Annotated in this window: 20 protein-coding genes; 17 read left to right on the top strand and 3 right to left on the bottom strand. The window is 66.0% G+C overall.

What is annotated here, in order from left to right:
* Window positions 1-2: 2 nt before the first annotated feature.
* The 3 genes from LO787_RS05175 to LO787_RS05165 form a co-directional block, all read right to left on the bottom strand.
* A complete protein-coding gene (locus LO787_RS05175; RefSeq protein ID WP_232494783.1) occupies window positions 3-602 on the bottom strand; it encodes a hypothetical protein in 600 nt (199 codons plus the stop codon).
* Window positions 603-769: 167 nt separating this feature from the next.
* Window positions 770-2614 carry a flavin-containing monooxygenase gene (locus LO787_RS05170; RefSeq protein ID WP_232494782.1) on the bottom strand — a complete coding sequence of 615 codons (1845 nt, stop codon included), beginning with the start codon at window positions 2612-2614 and terminating at the stop codon, window positions 770-772.
* A gap of 80 nt (window positions 2615-2694) precedes the next feature.
* Window positions 2695-3633 (bottom strand): SDR family NAD(P)-dependent oxidoreductase, encoded by a 939-nt coding sequence (locus tag LO787_RS05165; protein WP_232494781.1) that lies wholly within the window; start codon window positions 3631-3633, stop codon window positions 2695-2697.
* Window positions 3634-3940: 307 nt separating this feature from the next.
* Here LO787_RS05165 and LO787_RS05160 point away from each other — a divergent pair, with 307 nt between their 5' ends.
* The 17 genes from LO787_RS05160 to rplQ all read left to right on the top strand — a co-directional run bounded on the left by LO787_RS05160 (window position 3941) and on the right by rplQ (window position 22541).
* Complete coding sequence (locus LO787_RS05160) at window positions 3941-5500, top strand: NHL repeat-containing protein (protein WP_232494780.1); 1560 nt, start codon at window positions 3941-3943, stop codon at window positions 5498-5500.
* Between the two features lie 11 nt (window positions 5501-5511).
* Window positions 5512-5925, top strand: coding sequence for an EthD domain-containing protein (locus LO787_RS05155; protein WP_232494779.1), 414 nt, complete (start codon window positions 5512-5514; stop codon window positions 5923-5925).
* Window position 5926: 1 nt separating this feature from the next.
* A complete protein-coding gene (locus tag LO787_RS05150) occupies window positions 5927-7174 on the top strand; it encodes an MFS transporter (protein ID WP_232494778.1) in 1248 nt (415 codons plus the stop codon).
* An 82-nt stretch (window positions 7175-7256) separates the two neighbouring features.
* Window positions 7257-8615, top strand: a complete 1359-nt coding sequence (locus tag LO787_RS05145; RefSeq protein WP_232494777.1) for an aromatic ring-hydroxylating oxygenase subunit alpha — start codon at window positions 7257-7259, stop codon at window positions 8613-8615.
* 155 nt (window positions 8616-8770) lie between these two features.
* A complete protein-coding gene (locus LO787_RS05140; RefSeq protein ID WP_232494776.1) occupies window positions 8771-9673 on the top strand; it encodes a VOC family protein in 903 nt (300 codons plus the stop codon).
* 95 nt (window positions 9674-9768) lie between these two features.
* A complete protein-coding gene (locus LO787_RS05135; RefSeq protein ID WP_232494775.1) occupies window positions 9769-10161 on the top strand; it encodes a Rap1a/Tai family immunity protein in 393 nt (130 codons plus the stop codon).
* A 157-nt stretch (window positions 10162-10318) separates the two neighbouring features.
* The gene (gene pgmG, locus LO787_RS05130; RefSeq protein ID WP_232494774.1) at window positions 10319-11734 is read left to right on the top strand and encodes a phosphoglucomutase/phosphomannomutase PgmG; all 1416 of its coding nucleotides are present in this window, start codon (window positions 10319-10321) and stop codon (window positions 11732-11734) included.
* A 101-nt stretch (window positions 11735-11835) separates the two neighbouring features.
* Window positions 11836-14301, top strand: coding sequence for a ligase-associated DNA damage response DEXH box helicase (locus tag LO787_RS05125; RefSeq protein ID WP_232494773.1), 2466 nt, complete (start codon window positions 11836-11838; stop codon window positions 14299-14301).
* 175 nt (window positions 14302-14476) lie between these two features.
* Window positions 14477-15676, top strand: a complete 1200-nt coding sequence (locus LO787_RS05120) for an ankyrin repeat domain-containing protein (protein ID WP_232494772.1) — start codon at window positions 14477-14479, stop codon at window positions 15674-15676.
* A gap of 270 nt (window positions 15677-15946) precedes the next feature.
* On the top strand, window positions 15947-16426 hold the full coding sequence (gene rplO / locus LO787_RS05115; RefSeq protein ID WP_232494771.1) for a 50S ribosomal protein L15: 480 nt from the start codon (window positions 15947-15949) through the stop codon (window positions 16424-16426).
* Between the two features lie 211 nt (window positions 16427-16637).
* The gene (secY, locus tag LO787_RS05110; RefSeq protein ID WP_232494770.1) at window positions 16638-18005 is read left to right on the top strand and encodes a preprotein translocase subunit SecY; all 1368 of its coding nucleotides are present in this window, start codon (window positions 16638-16640) and stop codon (window positions 18003-18005) included.
* A gap of 53 nt (window positions 18006-18058) precedes the next feature.
* A complete protein-coding gene (locus LO787_RS05105) occupies window positions 18059-18706 on the top strand; it encodes an adenylate kinase (RefSeq protein ID WP_232494769.1) in 648 nt (215 codons plus the stop codon).
* 106 nt (window positions 18707-18812) lie between these two features.
* Window positions 18813-19523, top strand: a complete 711-nt coding sequence (locus LO787_RS05100; protein ID WP_232494768.1) for an SRPBCC family protein — start codon at window positions 18813-18815, stop codon at window positions 19521-19523.
* 317 nt (window positions 19524-19840) lie between these two features.
* Complete coding sequence (gene rpsM / locus LO787_RS05095) at window positions 19841-20209, top strand: 30S ribosomal protein S13 (RefSeq protein ID WP_232494767.1); 369 nt, start codon at window positions 19841-19843, stop codon at window positions 20207-20209.
* 63 nt (window positions 20210-20272) lie between these two features.
* Window positions 20273-20662 (top strand): 30S ribosomal protein S11, encoded by a 390-nt coding sequence (gene rpsK / locus LO787_RS05090; protein ID WP_007011846.1) that lies wholly within the window; start codon window positions 20273-20275, stop codon window positions 20660-20662.
* Between the two features lie 105 nt (window positions 20663-20767).
* Complete coding sequence (locus LO787_RS05085) at window positions 20768-21835, top strand: DNA-directed RNA polymerase subunit alpha (RefSeq protein ID WP_232494766.1); 1068 nt, start codon at window positions 20768-20770, stop codon at window positions 21833-21835.
* Between the two features lie 283 nt (window positions 21836-22118).
* Entirely contained in the window at window positions 22119-22541 is a 423-nt protein-coding gene (gene rplQ, locus LO787_RS05080) for a 50S ribosomal protein L17 (protein ID WP_232494765.1), read from the top strand.
* Window positions 22542-22582: the final 41 nt, after the last annotated feature.

The raw sequence follows: 22582 nt of genomic DNA, 5'->3' as shown, positions 1-22582 counted from the left end.
CGTCAGACGCTCAGGTTGGCGACGTACTTGAACAGTTTCTCGCGGTCGCCATAGCTCGCGCCCGGTCCAACCGGCACGCTCCAGCCTGCTGCGGTCCGCGCCGTGCCGGTGGCATCCACCGCCACCGCGACGTAGAACCGGTGCGGGGCGGTCAGTATCCACTGCGGAATGCCGAGGCCCGGTGGGTAGTCCTCCGCCGGATTCTCTCCCGGAGGCTGGGCATCGGGCACGATCTTCACGATGCGGTCGTTGCCGATGAGGTTGCGGGGATCCTGCGCAAAATCGCGCTGGAGGCGGGGTACATCGTAATTCTTCTCCCCCATTTCCTTGTGAACCGAAGGGCGACTGGTGTCTTCTTCGGGCGTGCTGGCGGGTGCTCCCCACCGGCCTCCGGAAGCGTGAGTATAGGCGGCGAAGACGACGTGGTTGGCGCGGATCGGTTCGGCCAGTATCACCAGCTTGTAACCCGCGCCGAGCGTCCCGCTCTTGTATCCGAGCAGGGAATCGAGACGTCCCGGCTCGCTGGCGCCAACGGAACCGAACCGCGTGACGAACCCGCCACGCTCCCACGACTGCCCAAGTTGCGGCGTATTGTCTGCCACTGCTCGTCTCTCCCCCGTTTTGCAGTCGTCGATGGCGATGCAGTACAAGTTCGAGCGATTACTGCCTGTCAGGAGAGCGGGCTGCAAGTGTGCAGACGATCGGGGCGACAGATACCAAGAGCTGCCGCCCTACGTCTTCCCGTGCTTGTTCTCAGGGCCGCACCTCGTCAGTCCACCATTTCCCTGGTCTCGAACGCCACGCCGGGCAGGTCGGGCGACTTGCGCCAGTCTGCCAGCATGTCGCGCCAGGCGTCCCAGCCGGGCAGGTAGCCCTTGAACAGGGCCCACTTCAGTTCCTTGTCGCCCTCGTTGTTGAAGTAGCTGGGCGTGCAGCCCTGCTGGAACTCCGACATGTCGACTTCATTGTCGCGGCAGTGCTGGACGTAGCCCGCCACGCCCTCGGCGGTGGCGCTGAACTTGTCCGCGCCGCGCCGGACGGTCTCGCCGATCATGAAGGCGAGGTGCTCGGCCTGCCGGCCGAACTGCTCGGTCGTGCTCGAATTCGTCGCGCCCTGGATGTAGCCCATGTAGAACATGCCGGGGAACTTGTCGGTGGTGACGCCGTGCAGGGTGCTGGGGCCGTTGGTCCAGTGATCGTAGATCGACAGGCCGTTCTCGCCCTTCACCGTGTCGATGCCCCAGCGGCGCCTGAGATCGCTCGTCACCTCGAAGCCCGAGGCGAAGATCATCAGGTCCACCTCGTATTCCACCCCGTCGGCGACGAAGCCCTTCTCGGTCATGCGCTCGACGCCCTGCGTGGGCGAAACGTCGATCAGCTTGACGTTGGGCTGGTTGAAGGTGGGGTAGTAGTCGTTGTTCGACAGCGGCCGCTTGCACATGAAGCGGAACCAGGGCTTCAGGATGTCCGCCGTCGCCTTGTCGGTGACGATGGCGTCGACCCGGCGGCGCAGCCGTTCCATGACCTGATAGTCCACCACGTCGCGGCGGGCCATGATCTGGCCGATGTCGAGTTCCGGGAAGCCGTCCTCTTCCAGTTCGAGGTTCAGGTTGCGGCTGATCTCGGTCCAGATGTCGCAGATCTGGTCGGGCTCGCCGGGCAGGAAGAACTGCTGCGCGCCGCGATGGAAGTTCGCCATGCGATCCTGCTGCCAGCCGGGCTGGAGCGATGCCGCCCAGTCCGGATCGGTCGGCGGATTGGGCCGCTCGTCGATGTTCGACGGGGTGCGCTGGAGCACGTAGAGCTGCTTCGCATACTTGCCGAGGTAGGGCACCGCCTGCACCGAAGTAGCCCCGGTGCCGACGATGGCGACGCGCTTGTCGCGCAGCTTTTCCAGCTCGGGTGCGGTCCACGATCCGCCGGTGTAGTCATGCTCCCAGCGGCTGGTGTGGAACATCTTGCCCTTGAAGTCGTGGATGCCGGGGATGCCGGGCAGCTTGGGCATGTTCATCACGCCGCCCGCCATGACCACGAAGCGCGCGCGGATCTCGTCGCCGCGATTGGTCTTCACATGCCAGCGCTTGGCACCCTCGTCCCAGACGATGCTTTCCACCAGCGTGTGGAACAGCGCCTTGTCGGCTAGCTCGAAATCCTCGGCCATCTTCTGGCAGTAGGCCTGGATCTCCCAGCCGTCGGAGAACTTCTTGCTGGGCATGTAGCCCGTCTCTTCGAGCAGGGGGAGGTAGCAGTAGGCGTCGTTGTCGCACTGCACGCCGGGATAACGGTTCCAGTACCACACGCCGCCGAAGCCGCCCGCGTGGTCGATGTTGCGCACGTTCGTCACGCCCTGCTTGCGCAAGTGATAGCCCGCGAGAATCCCCGAGAACCCGGCGCCGAGGATGGCGACGTCGATCTCCTCCATCAGCGGTTCGCGCTCGGCCACCGGGGTGAAGGGATCGTGGGCATAGTTGTCGGAAAAGTCGCCGGTCGGGCGCACGTACTGCTCGCCCCCTTCGCGGCGCAGGCGCTTGTCGCGTTCGGCCAGGTACTTGGCCTTGAGCGCGGGGATATCGAGTTCCTCCGGCGCAGGCACGTCGGTCTTGAGGCAGGTCATGTCCAGTCCCATTCGTTCGGAGCGCTGATCTTGTGAGCGGCTGTGTCTCGCACTGCGTTTTATGTCAACAGTGTTGTTGATTAGTGGGCCTCGGCCGGTTCAGAACGCGCCATGGCGAAGCTGTAGCCGATGTGATCGACGTGGCCGTGAAGCCCGAAGTCCAGCAATTGCGCCTTGTCGTGGAACGCGGGGGAGGCGGCAGCGACATCCTCGATCGTCCAGTGCGGGCGATAGACGCCGACCGTCTCGGCCACGAACATGCGCGCCACGCGGCCCGCCATCGAGGCGATCATCTCTCCCGTCACGTCGCAGCTTTCGTGGCTGAGCCAGCCGACCACGGGGGCGACCATTTCGGGGTCCATCGGCGGGTACTGCGAGATATCGAGGCCCTCCGCCATGCGGGTGACGGCGCCAGGGACGATGACGTTGCACTTTATCCCGAGGGCCTCGCCCTCCAGCGCGGCGATGTTGTTGAGGCCGAGCATGCCCGACTTCGACATGCCGTAGTTCACGCAGTTTTCGTTGCCGTAGAGCCCGCCGACCGAGCTGGTCAGCACGATCCGGCCATAGCCCGCGTCGGCCATCGGCCCGAACGCCGCCTGCACGACATGGAATGCGCCGAGCAGGTGGACATCCACCACCGCGCGGAAGTCTTCGTAGGAAACGTCGCGGATGGAGCCGTAGCGCACGTTGCCCGCGTTGTGGATCAGCACGTCGATGCGGCCCCAGGCGTCGAGCGCGGCCTGCACGATGGCGCGGCCACCTTCGGGCGTGGCTACGGTATCGGCATTGGCGATCGCTTCTCCGCCCGCGGCGACGATCTCGTCCACCACGCTTTGCGCGACGCTTGTATCCGGTCCATCGCCGGCAAGGTCTCCGCGGATCGCCCCGCCGAGGTCGTTGACGACCACCTTGCAGCCGCGCTGCGCCAGCAGCAGGGCATAGGACCGGCCCAGCCCGCGACCGCCGCCGGTGACTACCGCGACGCGGCCGTCGAAACGCAGTTCAGGTTGGGGCATGGGTGAAGCGTCCTCTCTCGGGCGAGCGCCTCCGCCTGCGGAAAACGGCGGCATTCGGTGCTCGGCGTTCCGGTTCGGGGCGCGCATCAATTGGTTATCGGTCAGCTGGACGAATATCCGTGCGCGGCGGGGCTTGGCAACGGCGGGCACGTCGCTCGGGCGATGACCTGTCCCGCGCCCCCGCGCCACGGGTACATCGCGTTGCGCCGCCCCGTCCCCGCCTATACCGTCCGGCAAAAGACCCGGCCATGCGCCGGTGGAGAGGGATGTATACATGCTGGAAGCCGCCGGTCGTAATGCCAATGCGATGAGCGCTAAGCCCGGGGAAGGCTGGGCGCTCCACCGCATGACCCCCGCCAGCCGCCTCAACGGCGCCAACGGCATCCGCACCGGCGCGGACGGACGCATCTACGTGGCGCAGGTGGCGGGCAGCAAGGTCAGCGCGATCGATGTGGACAGCGGCGCGATCGAGACGATCTCGCCCAACGGCGGCGGCATCGTCGGGCCGGACGATCTGGCTTTCGACGAGGCGGGCAACCTCTACTGCACCGAGATCACCGAAGGGCGCGTCTCGATGATGACGCCCTCGGGCCAGTACCGGGTGATCCACGGCGACATGCCGGTGGCGAATCCGATCACGTACCATCGGGGCCGCCTGATCGCGGGCGAACTGCGCATCGGCGGCCGCATCATGGAACTGGACCGCGACGGCGGCGCGCCGCGCACCATCTTCGAGGGCGTGCCGATGGCCAACGCCTTCGAGGTCGGCCCGGACGGCAAGCTCTATTTCCCGGCGCAGGGCGCGAACGAGATCTGGCGTATCGGCCTCGACGGCGGCGAGCCGGAAGTGGTGGCGAAGGATCTGGGCGTGCCCGATTCGGTGAAGTTCCACCCGGACGGCTACATCGTCTCCACGCAGGTCTATTCGGGGCAGGTGCTGAAGATCGACCCGCGCACCGGGGAGAAGTCGGTGCTGGCCGATATCGGGCCGGGGCTGGACAACGTCGCCTTCGTGAACGGACGCACTTTCGTCAGCCACATCAACGGTTCGATCACCGAAATCACCGCGCCGGGGAAGACCAGGCCGCTGGTGGAGAAGGGGCTGCAGTGGCCGCTTGGCCTTGCGGTCGATGGCGAGGGCCACGTGCTGGTGGCAGACGGCGGGTTTTCGTACCTGCTGCGGCCCGGCGAACCGCTGCAACTGGCGGGCATGCTGTTCTCTCCGGGCTTCCCCGGCTGGATCCGCGACGTGGCGGCTGCGGGTCCGGGCGAATGGATCGTCACCACCGCAAACGGCGACGTCGCCCGCTGGAACCCGGCGGCGGCGACCAGCGAAGTGCTGGCGAGTGGCCATGACCGGCTCATGGGCGTGGCCGTCACCCCCGGCGGCGTGGTCTTCGCCGAGTTCGGCACCGGCAAGGTCCATACGGTCGCGGGCGGCGCGGCCAGCGAACTCGCGAGCGGGCTCGACCGGCCGATGGGCGTTGCGGTTTCGGGCGACGGCACCGTCTACGTGGCCGAAAGCGGGGCGGGGCGCGTGGTGAAGCTGGCGGGAGGGCGCAAGGAGACGGTGCTCGACGGTCTCGCCCGGCCAGAAGGGATCGCCATTGCCGGTGGCACGCTGTTCGTCGCCGATCCGGGCGCCAATGCGCTTGTCGCCAGCGACCTGTCGGGTGGCGCGCGCGAGACCGTCGCCAGCGAGTTGCCGATGGGTGGCCCGGGCGGGCTTCAGCCCGTGCAGCTTGGCGGCGTCGGCGACATGTGCGGGCCGATGAACACCTTCATCGGCGTGGCCGTGGCGGGCGACGGCACCGTCTACCTCTCCGCCGATGCCGAGGGCAGCGTCCTCGCCCTGCGTCGTCTTTAAGGAGGCTCTCGATGCTCAAGCAGATCTGCTTCTTCCGCAAGCGCGCCGACATGACCATGGACGAGTTCATGGACTACTACGAAAACCAGCACTCGCAGCTGGCGAAGAAGTCCGGCGCGAAGCCCGCGATCCCGAACGCGGTGCGCTATGTGCGGCGCTATCTGGTGCCGGAAAAGAACCCCATCACCGGCCAGATCCACGATCCGGGCTACGACTGCATCATGGAAATCTGGTGGAATAGCCGAGAGGATTTCGAGCGTTCGCAGGCGATCATTTCCGCGCCCGAGCGCCTGCCGATGACAAAGGCGGACGAGGAACGACTGTTCGCCAGCCACGAAAACCCGGTCGTCACCTGCATCGAATACGATTCGCCGATGGGCCCGAACGGCGAAAGCACGCATGTGGATTTGCGGTACGAGAACTGAGATGCACGCGGCCTCTCCTCCCTCCGCGCGCGACGAGTGGCGCAAGCATCCGCTGCTGCCGGTGGCGGCGGGGCTGGGTTATGCCACCAGCGTCATCCACATCTACGGCATCGGCCCGTTCTACGGCCCCGTCGCCGCCGAATTCGGGTGGAGCCGCACCGAAGTGACCTTCGGCCTGACGCTGGCGACACTGGTGCAGGCGGTGGGCGGAGTGTTCATCGGGCTTGCCGTCGACCGCTTCGGCCCGCGCCGGTTCGGAGTGATCGGGCTGGTGCTGCTGGGCGCGGCCTTCGCGCTGCTGGGCAGCGCCGACGGGTCGCTGCTCAACTGGTATCTGCTCTGGGGTCTCGTCGCGCTGGCGGCGCTGCCGGTGCAGGCATCGGTGTGGACGAGCGCGGTCGCATCGCGCTTCACCGTGTCGCGCGGGATGGCCTTCGCGGTGACGCTGTGCGGCGCCTCCATCGCGGCGGGGATGTTCCCGCCGATGGCGACCTGGCTGATCGGCGCGCTCGGCTGGCGGGGAGCCTTCCCGGTGCAGGCGGCGATCTGGCTGGGCGTGGCGTTCCCGGTGATCTTCGCGTTCTTCCACGGCCGCTACGACAAGGGCAGGAAGCAGACCGTCGAGGATGCGGTGGCCCGCCCCGCCGACCTGCCGGGCGCGACCTTGCGCGAGGGGCTGACTTCCAGCGTCTATCACCGGCTGTTCGTGGCCAGCCTGCTGTTCACTTTCACCGTGATCGCGCTGGTGGTCCACTTCACCGCGATCCTTGGCGATGCCGGGGCGAGCCCGATGACGGCGGCGGCCATCGCATCGTTCGTCGGCTGGTTCTCGCTGGCGGGGCGGCTGGGTACCGGCGCGCTGCTCGACCGGCTGCCCGCGTCGCTGGTGGGCGCGGCGGTGTTCATGCTGCCGGTCGCAGGGTGCCTGCTGCTCCTGCTCGGCGGTGGGTCGCTGGTGGCGATGGGCGCGGCCTCGGCGCTGATCGGGCTGACGCTGGGGGCGGAGATCGACGTCGTCGTCTACCTCCTCACCCGCCATTTCGGGCTGAAGAACTTCGGTGGGCTTTACGGCGGGCTGCTGGCGGCGCTGTCGATCGGCACCGCCATCGGCCCGCTCGCCGCCGCGCAGGTCTATGACCGGACGGGCAGCTACGGCGGGTTCCTGTGGCTGGCGCTGGCCTTCATGGCGGCGAGCAGCGTCGCCATCGGCACGCTTCCAAGGGGCAAGGCCGCGTATGCGGCGCCTTGAAGGAACGCCCCGGCGGTTTGCTCCCTCATGCCGATAATGAGATAACGGCCGCAAACCCGCACAAAGCAGAACGAGGATACCCATGGGCGAATTCGGCAAGATCGTTCAGGCGCCCGAGGAACTGGTCGCCCCGGTCAACGTGCCCGCCGAGGCCTACATCTCCCCCGAATACGCCCGCGCCGAGGTGGACCGCCTGTGGCGCAAGGTCTGGCTCCAGGCCGGACGGGTCGAGGATATCCCGGAGGTGGGGGACTTCGTCACCTTCGACATCGTCCACGATTCGGTGATCATCGTGCGGGCGTCGGAGACGGAGATCCACGCCTTCCACAACGTCTGCCCCCATCGCGGCCGCCGGCTGGTCGATACGCCGCCGGGGCAGCGCAATGCGCGGGGCAACCGACGCACGCTGATCTGCGGCTACCACGGCTGGACCTTCGGGCTCGACGGCGCGAACACCTATGTCGAGCATCAGGACGATTGGCAGGGCCACTTGTGTGGCGGCCGTGCCGATTTGGGCAAGGTGCGGGTGGAGACATGGGGCGGCTGGCTGTGGATCACCCTCGATCCCGAGGCGATACCGCTGGCCGAGTACCTCAGCCCCGCCGCGCCGATGCTCGACCCCTACGGCCTCCAGAACATGCATCCGCGCTGGCGCAAGTGGGTGGTGTTCGAGTGCAACTGGAAGGTCGCGATGGAAGCTTTCTGCGAGACCTACCACGTCTCCACCACGCATCCGGAATTCATGGAATTCGGCCAGTTCCGCGGCTGGGCGCGCAATCAGGGCCTGCATTCCAACATCGGCTACGAGGCGCCCAAGGGGCAAGAGGAGGACTCGGGCAAGCTGCGCCTCGGCGCGGGCGAGGATCCGCGCCTGACGACGGCGGAGATGCAGAACTTCACCTGGGCCAACGCCAACACCAACACCACAATGACGCTGGTCGGCGTCGCCAATCGCCTGAAGGACGAACTGCCCGAGGGCACCCCGGCGGCGGAAGTCTCCAAGTACTGGATCCAGACCGCCAAGGCGGAAGACGCGGCGCGGGGCGTCGTCTGGGCGCAGGTCGATCCGCTGCACACCGCCCAGGCAGGCACGGCCTGGCAGATCTTCCCGAACTTCCAGATAGGCCACGCGGTCAACAACATGCTCTGCTATCAGGCGCGGCCCTATGGCACCGATCCCGACAAGTGCATCTTCGAGGCCGCCGTCTACGAACTGTGGCCCGAAGGCGAGGCACCCTCGACGGACTGGGAGTACACCGAGCCTGCCGACTGGCCACCGGTGCTCCAGCAGGACTTCGCCAACATGGCAGCGGTCCAGCAGGGCATGAAGAATGTCGGTTTCCGGGGCGCGCAGCCCAATCCCTACATGGAACGCTCGGTCGGCTCGCTTCACATGAACCTTGCGAAGTTCATGGGGACGGGCGCGCCGACGACGTATTGAGGGGAGCGCAGCGGATGGTCATGGGGCTTCGACAGGCTCAGTCTGAGTGGGTTTGATAGGTTTCTAAACCACCTCCGCTCACCCTGAGCTTGTCGAAGGGTCAGGCCGCCTGCCGCAGCGCCCTCGCCGCAGCGAAAACGGGTGAGGACACAGTCATGCAATTCCCTCTCGTCCACGTCAGCTGGGCGCTTGCCGACAAGGCACAGCGCCCTGCCTGCGACACCTTCTTCCGCGACGTGTTCGGCGCCAAGACCGCCTACGAGATCCTGATTACGCCCGAGACCGCCGGGCTGGGCTTGGACCGTGAGGAATCGCTGATGATGATTGGCGACACCATGGTCATCCCGATCGCGCCCGCCGGGCGCGGTATGGAGGAGGGCAATCCTTTGGGAGACATGCTGCGCCGCTCGGCCGCGCCGGGACGCTGGATCGGGCTTGCGCTCAAGGTGGCGGACCTCGCCGCGGCGGATGCATGGTTCGCGGAGCGCGGATTCAGGCGGCACTATGACGCGGGTATGGAGGCGCACTATTTCCTGGTGCCGCGTGGGCAGGCGCTGGGGATTCGGCTGGAGATCGTACGGCAGGACATGCCCAACGATCCTCGACGCGATTCCGAATGGCGGCCGATGGGTAACGATCCACTCGGTATCGAAGGATTGCAGGCCGTCGGAGTCAGCACGCCCTCGTTGGCAGAGGCGCGCGAACTATTCGCGGGAAAGCTCGACTGGCCGAAGCTTGGGGAGCGCGATCTACATGAAGCGCGTTGTGCCGCCTTCGCCATGGGGGACACGGTGATCGAGGCATTGGAGGGCGTTGCAGGATCGGACGTCGCGCAGCACGCACGCGATATCAAGGGCATCCGTCACCTCGTCTTCAAAGTGCGCGATGCGGTGGCGGCGGCGCGGCGGCTTCGCGACAGCGGCCTGCCTCTTATCGGCGAGGTAGAGGGTCGCTTCGCCATTCACCCGGATGCGGCGCATGGCCGCCTGATCTGGCTGACCGACCAAACACCCGCGTCCTATCCGTCAGTCGGTTCGCGCCTCGGTTCCTGGACCTGATTGCCGATCCGAGAACTCGCGCCGTTGCGCTGCGTTGATTGACGCACGCGGTATTTGCCATGAGTGTGCGCGCCACTCGCAGGAGAGGTTTCACAATGCAATTGCGATATCTGGCCCGGTTTTCGGAGATAAAGCTGGTCTGTCTGGCCATCGGCGCGCCGCTGGCGCTGCTGCCTGTCGCTGCCTATGCCAGCTTCTACTCGGGCGACGAGCTTTACAAAGTCTGCACCGCCCAGCGCGGCAGCACGACTTATGTCGAGAATACCTATGAATGCATCGCGTACATCACCGGTACCATCGACGCCTTCAACACGATCCGGCGGACCAACAAGCTCAAAAGCTGCATTCCTGAGGACGTGACCATCGCGCAGCTTAGGAAGGCGACGGTTACTTACTTGGCCGACAATCCCAAGACCCGCAACGCCCCTGCATCGGAACTGGTCTTCGCAGCGACGCGCAAGGAATGGCCCTGCACGACGAAGAAGTGATGGTGCCTTCGGCACTACCACCGACCTTATCCAGTATTCTACGCGATCCGTAGTTGCCGATCTCTCGGTCAATGGGCACACGACGGACCTAGAACTTGATGGAGGCGAGGTCTGTATGCAACTTCCCGTCGCCCGATAGCCAGAGTTTGCACTGCCCATGAGTGCCCCGGAACACCATTTCGATCCCTCGATCCTGCGCGAATATGACATTCGCGGCATCTTCGGCGAGACACTGTTCGAAGCCGACGCCCATGCCGTTGGGCGCAGTTTCGGCGCTGTCGTATTGCGCGGCTGTGGAAGCCGGAGTGAGCGACCCTGCGTCGTCGTCGGTCGCGACGGTCGCCTGAGTTCTCCCGGACTGGAGGCTGCGCTGGTGGCGGGCCTGACGGAGGTGGGAGTCGACGTCATCCGAGTCGGACTTGGACCAACGCCGACGCTCTACTTTGCCGAGGCATCAACCCCAGAAGTGCAGGGCGGCATTCAGGTAACTGGCAGCCACAATCCCCACGATCACAACGGCTTCAAGCTGGTACTTGGGGGCTCTCCGTTCTTCGGTCCGCAAATCACGGCGCTGGGCCAGATTGCCGCGACAGGTGGCGGAATCGAAGCCGAACAGTTCGGACAGGTTACGGACCTCGGCGTGCTGCCCGCCTACGTCGCGCGTTTGCTCGACGGGATTTCGGATATCGATCACATCTCCGCGCTGCGCATCGGCTGGGATGCGGGCAATGGTGCGGCTGGTCCCGCCCTGGAACTCCTGACTTCGCGACTGCCGGGCGAACACCATCTGCTCTTCTCCGAAGTGGACGGGCGGTTTCCGAACCACCACCCGGACCCCACGATCGAAAGCAATCTCGCAGACCTGCGTGCCCTCGTCGCGGCGAAGAACCTCGATTTCGGAGTAGCTTTCGACGGGGATGCGGACCGGATCGGCGTCGTCGATGGGCAGGGTCGCGTTGTCGATGCCGACCGGTTGCTGGCGATTTTCGCGCGGGATGTGCTCGCGCGGCGGCCTGGGGCGCGGGTGATTGCCGATGTGAAGGCTTCGCGGACGGTGTTTGATACGGTGCAAAAACTCGGTGGAGTGCCGGAAATGGCGCCTTCCGGGCATTCGCACATCAAGTCCAGAATGAAGGAAACCGGTGCTTTGCTGGGCGGGGAGACCAGTGGGCACTTCTTTTTCGCCGATGACTGGTTCGGGTTCGACGATGGGCTTTATGCGGCGCTGCGGCTGGTCGCGGCGAGTGTGCGGATGGGGGCTTCCGTGGCGGAATTGCGCGATTCCGTACCCTCGATGTGCAACACGCCGGAGCTGCGCTTCGCCGTTCCGGATGCGCGAAAGTTCGCTGTCGTCGAGGAGATCAGGGCGCGACTGAACGGTACAGAGGCGCACCTGAACAGCCTTGACGGGGTCCGAGTGGACACCGAGGACGGCTGGTGGCTGCTGCGGGCATCGCACACGCAGGCCGCACTCACCGCCCGCGCCGAGAGCGCCACGCCGGAGGGTCTGGAGCGGCTGGTCGCCGAGATCGATCGGCAGCTTGCCGCCTCCGGCATCTCCAGGCACGCGTAGGATCGCGCGCCGATCCGCCAGCCGGAAACCACATCCACTGCGGTGCTTTTCCATCGGCGTACCGCTATGCCTTGTCCGATGCCCGAAATGAAACGCCCGTCATGACGACCCCGGCCATGCAGATCCCGCCCGAGATCGCCGGCTGGTTCGATTCGCGCGGCTGGCGGGTACGGCGGCACCAGCAGGACATGCTCGCGGCGGCGGACCGGGGGCATCATGCGCTGCTCGTCGCCGATACCGGGGCGGGCAAGACGCTGTCCGGCTTCCTGCCGACGCTGGCCGCTTTCTGCCCTTCGCGCCTTGATGGCGCCAAGCCGCCCGAGGGCCTGCACACGCTCTACGTCTCGCCGCTGAAGGCGCTGGCGACCGACGTGCAGCGCAACCTCATCGCGCCGATCGAGGAGATCGGACTGCCGATCCGCGTCGAGACACGCAGCGGCGACACGCCCTCCGACCGCAAGGCCCGCCAGCGCGCGCGCCCGCCGCATGTCCTGCTGACGACGCCGGAATCGCTCTCGCTGCTGCTGAGCTATCCCGAGGCACCCGACCTGTTCGCGGGCCTCCAGCGCGTGGTGATCGACGAGGTTCACGCCTTCGCCACCGGCAAGCGCGGCGACCTTCTGGCGCTGTCGCTGGCGCGGCTGCAGGCGATCAACCCGGCGCTGCAGCGCGTCGCGCTCTCCGCCACGCTCGCCAACCCGGACGAGTATCGCGGCTGGCTGGCGCCCTGGGGCGAGATCGATACCGTCGAACTGGTCGAGGGCGAGCCCGGCGCCGAGCCCGAGGTCGACATCCTCCTCCCGCGCGAGGAGCGCATCCCGTGGAGCGGCCACGCGGCGACATGGGCGATCCCGCAACTGATCGAGCAGATCCGCGCCCATCGCACCACGCTGGTCTTCACCAACACGCGCTTTCTGGCGGAGTACATCTTCCAGGAACTGTGGGACGCCAACGAGGGCAACCTGCCGATCGGCATCCACCATGGCTCGCTTTCGAGGGAGGCGCGGCGCAAGGTCGAGGCGGCGATGGCGGAGGGCAAGCTGCGCGCGCTGGTCTGTACCGCCAGCCTCGATCTCGGCATCGACTGGGGGGACATCGACCTCGTCGTGCAGATGGGCGCGCCCAAGGGCTCCTCGCGCCTGCTTCAGCGCATCGGACGCGCCAACCACCGGCTCGACCAGCCCAGTGAAGCGGTGCTGGTGCCGGGCAACCGCTTCGAGTTCCTGGAGGCCTTCGCCGCGCAGCAGGCGGTGCGCGACGGGCAGCGCGACGGCGACCCGTTCCGCCCCGGCGGGCTCGACGTGCTGGCCCAACATGTGATGGCCATAGCCTGCGCCGGGCCGTTCCGGGAGGAGGCGCTGCTCGCCGAAGTGCGCTCCTCGCTGGCCTATGCGTGGATCGACGAGGCGACTTTCACGCGCGTGCTCGAATTCGTCGCTACCGGCGGTTACGCGCTGCGCTCCTACGACCGCTTCCGGCGCATCGTGCGCGAGCGGGATGGGACATGGCGGCTGACGCACCCCGAGCACGCGGCGCGGCATAGGCTGAACGCCGGGATCATCGTCGATGCCGAGATGCTCGACGTGCGCTTCCGCAACGGGCGCTCGCTCGGCCGGGTGGAGGAGGGCTTCGGCGCGAGCCTCGAACCCGGCGACACGTTCCGCTTCGCCGGGATGGACCTCGAAGTGGAATCGCTCAAGGATCTGGAGCTGATCGTGCGCGCCGCCAAGCGCTCGGCGACGATTCCCAGCTATTCCGGTCAGCGCATGCCGATCTCCACGCATCTGGCCGACCGGGTGCGCGCGATGCTGTCCGACCGGGCGGGGTGGGCGCGCTTTCCCGACGACGTGCGCGAGTGGCTGGAGGTGCAGGACTGGCGCTCGCACCTGCCCGCGCCGGGGCGGCTGCTGGTGGAGAGCTTCCCGCATCGCGGCCTCGCCTATACGAGCTACTACACGTTCGAGGGGTGGAACGCGAACCAGTCGCTGGGGATGCTGGTCACCCGGCGCATGGAGGATCGCGGGTTGGGGCCGCTCGGTTTCGTGGCGACCGACTACACGCTGGTGGTCTGGGGGCTGAAGCCGGTGGAGGATCCCGCCGCGCTGCTTTCGCCCGACATCCTGACGCACGAGTTCGTCGACTGGGTGCAGCAATCCTATCTGCTGCGCCGAGCGTTCCGCGAGGTGGCGGTGATCTCCGGCCTCGTCGAGCGGCAGCAACCCGGCAAGCGCAAGTCGGGGCGGCAGGTCACGTTTTCGACCGACCTCATCTACGATGTGCTGCGCAAGTACGAGCCCGACCACCTGCTTATCGAGGCCGCCTGGGCCGATGCGCGTGCGCGCATGACCGACGTTGGCCGGGTGGCCGACGTGCTCGACCGGGCGGCAAAGGAGGTCGACCATGTGGTGCTCGACCGGATCAGCCCGCTGTCGGTCCCGGCGCTGTCGATGATCGGGCGCGAGAGCCTGCCCTCGGGCGCGGCGGACGACGACCTGCTGCTGGAGGCGGAGAGCCTTGCCTCGGTGGCGATGCGGGTGGACGCGCCGGAAGAGGACGGAGGCTGCTAATTCCTCCCCCGGACCTAGCGTCATTCCCCCTCCGTCAGCGCTCCGCGCTGCCACCTCCCCGAGACAAGCTCGGGGAGGAACCGGCGGATAAACTCTTCCAACGGCGCGCGGCTATGCTATTCGCGCCAGCTTCATTGGCGCCGCCTTGGCGTCCGGTTCCATTCGGGGATAGGTCTTGATCGGCAAGCGGCTTCTGACGGCCACGGTCCTGTGTCTCGGGGCGTTCGGCGCGGTGTCCTGCTCGAAGGATGCGCCCAAGGGCAATCTCGGTGTCGAGGGGGCTGCGGTGACGCAGTGCGGCGATCTGCGCGCCGATACCAAGTTCCTCGCGCAGTTGCGCAAGAGCGACATCTCGCTGCGCCGCAAGCTCAAGGATGGCAACGCCAATGCCGTTGCCGAAGCGCATAAGGCGCTCGATTCGGGCGACTACCGTCTGATCGCGGCGACGACCGCGACCGGGATCTCGCCCGAGGCCTACGGCGTGCAGTGCCGGATGCTCGGTGGCCTCTCGCCCTGGACCGTGCGCGCCGTCGCGTTCGTGCCTGAGGGCAAGGTCGAGGGCGGGCAGCAGAAGCCCGACGACGCGCTGACCGGCTTCGGCCGCCGCTACAACGCCGCGATGCTGGCCGACCCGCGCTATCCCTATGCCGACGTCTGCCGCGCGGTGGACAAAGCCGGCCCGGCGCCGACGCTGCCGGAGAACCCGGATGCGGGCATCGAGCAGCCTTATGGCTTCGCCGAACTGGGCGTCGCGCGCATGGAGCACGGGCTCGGCGCGGCGGCGCGGCGCGGTTCGATCCACGACATCGGCATCCTGCTGGAGCGCGATCCCAAGGCGATCGATCGCCCGGACCTGTTCGGCCTGACGCCGCTCGCCTGGGCGGTCGCCTATCACCGCTGGCCCGCCGCGCAGGCGCTGCTGCGCGCCAAGGCCGATCCCATCGGCGGCACCTGCCAGACGACCATCGACCGCCAGTCCCCGCTCCAGATCGCGCGCATCATGCGCTGGTACGGCGTCATCCGGGCCATGCGGCCGCTGGTGACAGAGGAGCAGTTCGCCAGCCTGCGCCAGAAGCCGCGTTGGGATGACGCCAGCCTCGTTGAGTTCAACCACGCGCTGACCGAGCTGAAGGAGCGCTACGACACGCAGCTGCGCCGCCAGTCGTTCAGCCGCCACGACCTCAACTTCCAGGTCGACGAGCAGGGCAACACGACCGAATGCAAGATGGACCCGGGATCGGTTTCGCCCGCGTTCGACAAGGAGCTGTGCGGCCTCGCGGTCGAGATCGTGCGCTGGACCCCGGCGCGCGACGCCTTCGGCACGCGCGTGCCCGAAAGCGCCAAGCTGCTGGTGGGCTTCGGCGGCGGAAGCTGAGAGGAGGGGCGCTTTCCTACAGAGCGGGATTCGGGCAATCTCGGGCTCGAGGTTGCACGGACCCGTTCGGAAAGCGTATGTGGAAGGTCACACGGTTTCTGTCTATTGGTATGAAAATACGGGATAATATCCGATTTTCATACGACGTTGTGTTTCAACTAAAGGTTGTCCACGCAAGGATTGCGTGAATCTTCCGTGACAACCGCTCACTCATCCGCTAGGGGCGCCGCTTCCTATCAGCGCGACTCAAAGCGAAAGCGAGTGCAGAACATGAAACTGAACGACATCCGTGACAACGCAGGCGCCCGTCACCGCCGCATGCGCGTCGGCCGTGGCATCGGCTCGGGCAAGGGCAAGACCGCCGGCCGCGGCCAGAAGGGTGCGAAGGCACGCTCGGGCGTTTCGATCAACGGCTTCGAGGGCGGCCAGATGCCGCTCCACATGCGCCTCCCGAAGCGCGGTTTCAACAACAAGAAGTTCGCCAAGGACTTCGCGGAAGTGAACCTGGGCCTCATCCAGAAGTTCATCGACGCGGGCAAGCTGGACATCACCGGTGTGGTCGATCACGCGGCGCTCAAGGCCGTCGGCCTCGCCCGTGGCGGCAAGGACGGCGTGCGTCTCCTCGCCAAGGGTGAACTGACCGCCAAGGTCACCTTCAACGTCGCCGGCGCTTCGGCTTCGGCCGTTGCTGCGGTCGAGAAGGCCGGCGGCTCGGTCATCGTTCCCGCCAAGGAAGAGGCTGCGGCCTAAGTTCCGGCGCGATACGCGACAGCAAATTCGAGAGGGCGGGCGCCGGGCGCTTCGCCCTCTCTTGCTGTAATGGCCGCCAAGAATCGACAGGCGGGTCTTCCAGACCTTGTCCCAATGTCTATATGGCCAGTTTCCTTCCCGGGTTCGACAAGGCAGGCATGAGCCGCTAAGGGCGAGTCCGATCAGATTCTTCGAGGCTTTCTAGAACGTCATGGCTTCACGCGCCGACAACATCGCCAGCACGCTCAGCCTGGCCAACTTCTCCAAGGCCACCGAGCTGAAGAACCGCATCTGGTTCACCATCGGCGCGCTGATCGTGTTCCGCTTCCTGAGCTTCGTGCCGCTGCCGGGCGTCAACCCGGTTGCGCTGCGCGATCTCTACCTGCAGACGCAGGGCGGCATCCTCGACCTGTTCAACACCTTCTCGGGCGGTTCGCTTTCGCGCATGAGCCTGATCGCGCTCGGCGTGATGCCGTACATCACCGCCTCGATCGTGGTGCAGCTCGCCGCCTCGCTCCATCCGGCGCTCGTCGCGCTGAAGAAGGAGGGCGAGGCCGGGCGCAAGAAGCTCAACCAGTACACCCGCTACGGCACCGTGCTGCTGTGCATCGTGCAGGGCTACGCCATCGCGACGGGCCTCGAGGCGCTGTCGACTTCGCGCGGCCTCGGCGCCGTCGTCGATCCGGGCATCATGTTCCGCGTCGGCGCGGTGATCTCGCTGATCGGCGGCACCATGTTCCTGCTGTGGCTGGGTGAGCAGATCACGTCGCGCGGGATCGGCAACGGCGTCTCGCTCATCATCATGGCGGGCATCGTCGCGCAGATGCCGACGTTCGCCAGCAACCTCGGCCAAGCCTACTCGGCGGGCGACACGGGTTCGATCCTCATCATCGCGCTGATCGCGCTGGTGATCGCGATGATCCTGATGATCTGCTTCTTCGAGCGCGCCACGCGCCGCCTGCTGATCCAGTATCCCAAGCGTGCCACCCAGCGCGGCATGATGCAGGCCGACCGCAGCCACCTGCCGCTCAAGCTCAACACCGCAGGCGTCATCCCGCCGATCTTCGCCAGCTCGCTGCTGCTGCTGCCGCTGACCATCAGCCAGTTCGCCGGCAAGGCGCTGACGCCGGAATCGACGATGGGCAAGATCGTGGTCACGCTCAACCAGTACCTGGGCCACGGCAAGCCGCTCTACATGCTGCTCTACGCAGCGGGCATCGTGTTCTTCTGCTTCTTCTACACCGCGGTCGTCTTCAATCCCGAGGAGACCTCGGAGAACCTGAAGAAGAACGGCGGCTTCATCCCCGGCATCCGTCCGGGCAAGAACACCGCGACGTATCTGGACTATGTGCTGACGCGCATCACCGTGATCGGCGCTGCCTATCTGGTCATCGTCTGCACGGTTCCGGAGTACTTCCTGTCGATGACGGGCTTGCCGCTGCTGTTCATGGGTGGCACGAGTCTGCTGATCGTCGTCAACGTGACCGTGGATACGATCACGCAGATCCAGTCGCACCTGCTGGCGCACCAGTACGGCGACCTCATCAAGAAGGCCAAGCTGAAGGGCCGCATGCGCTGACGGCCGGGACGCCGAAGCATGCGACTATCGATAAACTGAGGGGGATTTAGGGCGTGAACATCATCCTTCTGGGGCCGCCGGGGGCGGGCAAGGGCACCCAGGCCCAGCGTCTGGTCGAGAAGCACGGCATGCGCCAGCTTTCGACCGGCGACATGCTGCGCGCGGCGGTCAAGGCGGGGACGCCGACCGGACTGGAAGCCAAGGCGGTCATGGAGCGTGGCGAGCTGGTCTCTGACGCGATCGTCTCGGCGCTGATCGGCGACGAACTGGACGCGATGGGCGCCGACACCGGCGCCATCTTCGACGGCTATCCGCGCACCGAAGCGCAGGCGGAATCGCTCGACGCGATCCTCGCCGGGCGTGGCCGCAAGCTCGACCATGTGATCGAGCTGGAAGTGAACGAGGACGCGCTGGTCGAGCGCATCACCGGCCGCTTCACCTGCGCCACCTGCGGCAAGGGCTATCACGACACGTTCGAGAAGCCGAAGGTCGAGAACACCTGCGACAAGTGCGGCGGGCACGAATTCAAGCGCCGTCCCGACGACAATGCCGAGACCGTGCGCACGCGCATGGCCGAATACCGTGCCAAGACCGCGCCGATCCTGCCGGTCTATGAGGCGCGCGGCATCGTCGCCAAGGTCGACGGCATGGCCGAGATGGACGATGTCACCGGCGCGATCGAGGCGATCCTCAAGGGCTGACCTTCTCCAAGCGTTGCTTCCGCCGATCACAGGCGGGGGTGACGCGGGACGGCCGATCTGACACAACGCGGCCTTGGCTGGTTCGATGACGCAGGGGCGCGGTACTATGAAGCTGTTGGCATCCGTGGCGGCCGTTCTGGTCGCCGTCTTCGCTCCGGCGACGGCAAGCGCGAACGTCGCGCGGGTCGATGCCAACGGTTTCGTCATCCGCCATGTCGTGCAGCTTTCCGCCAGCGCCGAGGAAGCCTGGGCTGTCCTCGGCAAGCCCTCGGTCTGGTGGGATTCCGAACATACCTGGTCCGGCGATGCGGCGAACCTCTCGCTGGACGCGCGGGCAGGGGGCTGCTTCTGCGAGATCCTGCCGAACGCCTCGTCAAAGACGGCGGCTCCGCGCGGCAGCGTGGAGCACATGCGCGTGATCTACGTCGAGAAGCCGCGCGCGCTGCGGATGCTGGGCTCGCTCGGGCCGCTGCAGTCCGAAGCGGTCAATGCGACGCTGACGGTGCAGTTGAAGCCTGACGCCAAGGGCGGCACGCAGATGCTGCTCGAATACGTGGTCGGCGGCTACGCGCGTACTCCGTTCGACAAGCTCGCCCCCGCCGTCGACGGCGTTCTGGCCGAGCAGTTGAAGCGGCTGAGCGGAAAGCTTGGCGGCGCTTTTGCCGAAGCTTTCCCCGCGATCGAGCCCGATGCCGCTGCGACGCTGCCGGTAGCAGAGCCCGAGGCGCAGCCGGAACCGCCGGTAAATGGAGAGGGCGACGTCTTGCCTCTCGCGCCGGAGCCTCCCGCGAATACCGGAAAGATCATCGGTCGCTGACGTGGGGCCGGGCCTCTCTCGACGAGGGGTTTTGACTGCAATGCGGTTTTGCGGTAAGCAGTGCGCACAGCCACCGATCGGTGTGCCGGTCATGCGGGTATTGTCGCCGCATGTCGCCCTGTCGGCGTTGACTCCTTGCGCGAATCGTTCTAAGCGCGCCCTTCACTCGACACCAAACCCAAGTCCGGAAGGCCAAGATCGCGTGTTCAATGCATCGCGAATTACGCCAGCCGGGCCTTTTGCGTTTGATCTGTATGAGTGTTTTCGCGTTGAGATAGGGATGCATTCCTGCACCCCTGTGGAGCTGGAGATTTAAAGTGGCTCGTATTGCCGGGGTCAACCTCCCCACCAATAAGCGCGTGATCATCGCGCTCACCTACATTCATGGTATCGGCCGCACCAAGGCCCTCGAGATCGCCGACAAGCTCGGCATCGACCATACCCGCCGCGTGCAGGACCTGTCGGACGCCGAAGTCCTGCAGATCCGTGAGACCATCGACGCCGAGCACACCGTGGAAGGCGACCTTCGTCGCGAGACCGCGATGAACATCAAGCGCCTGATGGACCTCGCCTGCTACCGTGGCCTGCGTCATCGCAAGGGCCTTCCGGTCCGTGGCCAGCGCACGCACACCAATGCGCGCACCCGCAAGGGCAAGGCCAAGCCGATCGCCGGCAAGAAGAAGTAAGCCTGACGGGGCGATCTTCGCCCCTCGGTTTCCCTTAGCGATTTATCGACAGGATACACGAACATGGCACGCGAACCTCAGCGCATTAAGCGCCGCGAGCGCAAGAACATCACGAGCGGCATCGCCCACGTGAATGCTAGCTTCAACAACACCATGGTGACCATCACCGACGCCCAGGGCAACGCGATCTCGTGGTCCTCGGCCGGCATGATGGGCTTCAAGGGCAGCCGCAAGTCGACTCCGTATGCCGCTCAGGTGGCCGCGGACGATGCCGGAAAGAAGGCCGCCGAGCACGGCGTCCGCACCCTCGAAGTCGAAGTCAAGGGTCCCGGCTCGGGCCGTGAGAGCGCACTGCGCGCCCTCCAGGCCGTCGGCTTCACGATTACCTCGATCCGCGACGTCACGCCGATTCCGCACAACGGCGTCCGTCCCTCGAAGCGCCGCCGCGTCTGATCGAGCTAATGCGGGCGGTGACCGGTCGCCGCCCGTCTTCGGAACGTCCCGGGCCTCTCCACCAGGCCTTCGGGGCGCAACCGCCATCACTCCCAGGGGAAGTCCATGACTGTCAACATCAAGAACTGGCAGGAACTCAAGAAGCCGAACAGCCTTGAGATCAAGCCGGGACCAGACCCCAAGCTGAAGGCGACTTTCGTCGCCGAACCTCTCGAGCGCGGTTTCGGCCTGACGCTCGGCAACGCGCTGCGTCGCGTGCTGCTCTCTTCCCTCCAGGGTGCGGCGATCACCTCGATCAAGATCGAGAACGTGCTCCACGAATTCTCGTCGCTCGCCGGCGTGCGTGAGGACGTCACGGACATCGTCCTGAACGTCAAGCAGATCGCACTCAAGATGCAGGGCGACGGTCCGAAGCGCCTCCAGCTTTCTGCAACCGGTCCGGCAGCCGTCACCGCCGGCGACATCGCCGTCACCGGTGACATCGAGGTCATGAACAAGGACCTCGTGATCTGCCATCTCGACGAAGGTGCGACGCTCAACATGGAGCTGACCGCCGACTCGGGCAAGGGCTACGTCCCGGCCGTGTCGAACCGTCCGGTCGACGCGCCGATCGGTCTGATCCCGGTCGACTCGCTCTACTCGCCGGTTCGCCAGGTGAGCTACAAGGTCGAGAACGCCCGCATCGGGCAGGAGCTCGATTTCGACAAGCTCAACCTGACGGTCGAGACCGACGGCACCGTGACCCCTGAAGACGCCGTGGCCTATGCCGCGCGCATCCTGCAGGATCAACTGGCGCTGTTCGTCCACTTCGAGGACATCGCCCCGGTTGGCGCCTCGCCGATGATCGGCGTGGCTGTCGGCGGTACGGCTGCTTCGGAAGAGAGCGATACCAACCAGCTCAACCGCTACCTTCTCAAGAAGGTGGACGAGCTGGAACTGTCGGTGCGTTCGGCCAACTGCCTCAAGAACGACAACATCATCTACATCGGCGACCTGGTCCAGAAGACCGAAGCCGAGATGCTGCGCACGCCGAACTTCGGCCGCAAGTCGCTCAACGAGATCAAGGAAGTTCTGTCCTCGATGGGTCTGCGCCTCGGCATGGACATCCCGGGCTGGCCGCCCGAGAACATCGAAGAGATGGCCAAGAAGCTCGAGCAGGAACTGCTCGGCTGATCGGACCTTCCGGTTTCGAAAAGAACAGGGCCTCGCGAGTGATCGCGGGGCCTTTTTCTATGCCGGGTTGGTGCGTGCGTGGTTACGCTCAGGTAGCGCTAGGTGCCGTTCAGTACACGGGTTTGACTGGCCGATTTCCGCGATATTCGACTTGACTCTCGGCCGGAAATCGTCTTGAGGGCAGCGCTTCACAGTCAAGTGAACCGGCTTTGGGCGGTGGCCGTACCACATCGCCCGGCAGGCAGTACCTTGAACGGCTGTCTGACGAACCAAGGAAGAAGACATGCGTCACAAGTATGGCCAGCGCAAGCTGCAGCGCACCTCGGGCCACCGCGCCGCCCTGCTGCGCAACCTCGCAGCCGCTATCATCAAGCACGAGCAGATCCAGACCACGACGGCCAAGGCCAAGGAACTGCGCCCCTACGTCGAGAAGCTGATCACGCTCGCCAAGCATGGCGGCCTGTCGAACCGTCGTCTGGCGCACGCCCGCCTGATGGACGAGACCCAGGAAAAGAAGCTGTTCGAAGTCCTCGCCGAGCGTTTCGCCGGTCGCGAGGGTGGCTACACCCGCATCATCAAGGCCGGCTACCGCGCCTCGGACGCCGCTCCGATCGCGATCATCGAGCTGGTTGACCGCGACGTCGACGCCAAGGGCCAGGACTCGGGTCCGGTGAACAACGAAGTCGAGGAATACGCCGAGGCGTAAGCCGGGCGTCCCTGACGGGATTGCAAGAAGCGGTCGCGAGC

The sequence above is a fragment of the Novosphingobium kaempferiae genome, assembly GCF_021227995.1.
GTDB classification, from domain to species: domain Bacteria; phylum Pseudomonadota; class Alphaproteobacteria; order Sphingomonadales; family Sphingomonadaceae; genus Novosphingobium; species Novosphingobium kaempferiae.
Note: the sequence above shows the minus strand (reverse complement) of the source record. Positions and strands in the feature narration are given on the sequence as shown.

Bases quoted from the DNA above. Each gene is read 5' to 3' on its own strand.
- LO787_RS05145 (WP_232494777.1), top strand. From the start codon at position 7,257: ATGGGCGAATTCGGCAAGATCGTTCAGGCGCCCGAGGAACTGGTCGCC.
- LO787_RS05085 (WP_232494766.1), top strand. From the start codon at position 20,768: ATGACTGTCAACATCAAGAACTGGCAGGAACTCAAGAAGCCGAACAGC.
- LO787_RS05170 (WP_232494782.1), bottom strand. From the start codon at position 2,614: ATGACCTGCCTCAAGACCGACGTGCCTGCGCCGGAGGAACTCGATATC.
- LO787_RS05155 (WP_232494779.1), top strand. From the start codon at position 5,512: ATGCTCAAGCAGATCTGCTTCTTCCGCAAGCGCGCCGACATGACCATG.
- secY (WP_232494770.1), top strand. From the start codon at position 16,638: ATGGCTTCACGCGCCGACAACATCGCCAGCACGCTCAGCCTGGCCAAC.
- LO787_RS05150 (WP_232494778.1), top strand. From the start codon at position 5,927: ATGCACGCGGCCTCTCCTCCCTCCGCGCGCGACGAGTGGCGCAAGCAT.
- pgmG (WP_232494774.1), top strand. From the start codon at position 10,319: ATGAGTGCCCCGGAACACCATTTCGATCCCTCGATCCTGCGCGAATAT.
- LO787_RS05140 (WP_232494776.1), top strand. From the start codon at position 8,771: ATGCAATTCCCTCTCGTCCACGTCAGCTGGGCGCTTGCCGACAAGGCA.
- LO787_RS05135 (WP_232494775.1), top strand. From the start codon at position 9,769: ATGCAATTGCGATATCTGGCCCGGTTTTCGGAGATAAAGCTGGTCTGT.
- LO787_RS05100 (WP_232494768.1), top strand. From the start codon at position 18,813: ATGAAGCTGTTGGCATCCGTGGCGGCCGTTCTGGTCGCCGTCTTCGCT.
- LO787_RS05165 (WP_232494781.1), bottom strand. From the start codon at position 3,633: ATGCCCCAACCTGAACTGCGTTTCGACGGCCGCGTCGCGGTAGTCACC.
- LO787_RS05125 (WP_232494773.1), top strand. From the start codon at position 11,836: ATGACGACCCCGGCCATGCAGATCCCGCCCGAGATCGCCGGCTGGTTC.
- rpsK (WP_007011846.1), top strand. From the start codon at position 20,273: ATGGCACGCGAACCTCAGCGCATTAAGCGCCGCGAGCGCAAGAACATC.
- rplQ (WP_232494765.1), top strand. From the start codon at position 22,119: ATGCGTCACAAGTATGGCCAGCGCAAGCTGCAGCGCACCTCGGGCCAC.
- rplO (WP_232494771.1), top strand. From the start codon at position 15,947: ATGAAACTGAACGACATCCGTGACAACGCAGGCGCCCGTCACCGCCGC.
- LO787_RS05160 (WP_232494780.1), top strand. From the start codon at position 3,941: ATGAGCGCTAAGCCCGGGGAAGGCTGGGCGCTCCACCGCATGACCCCC.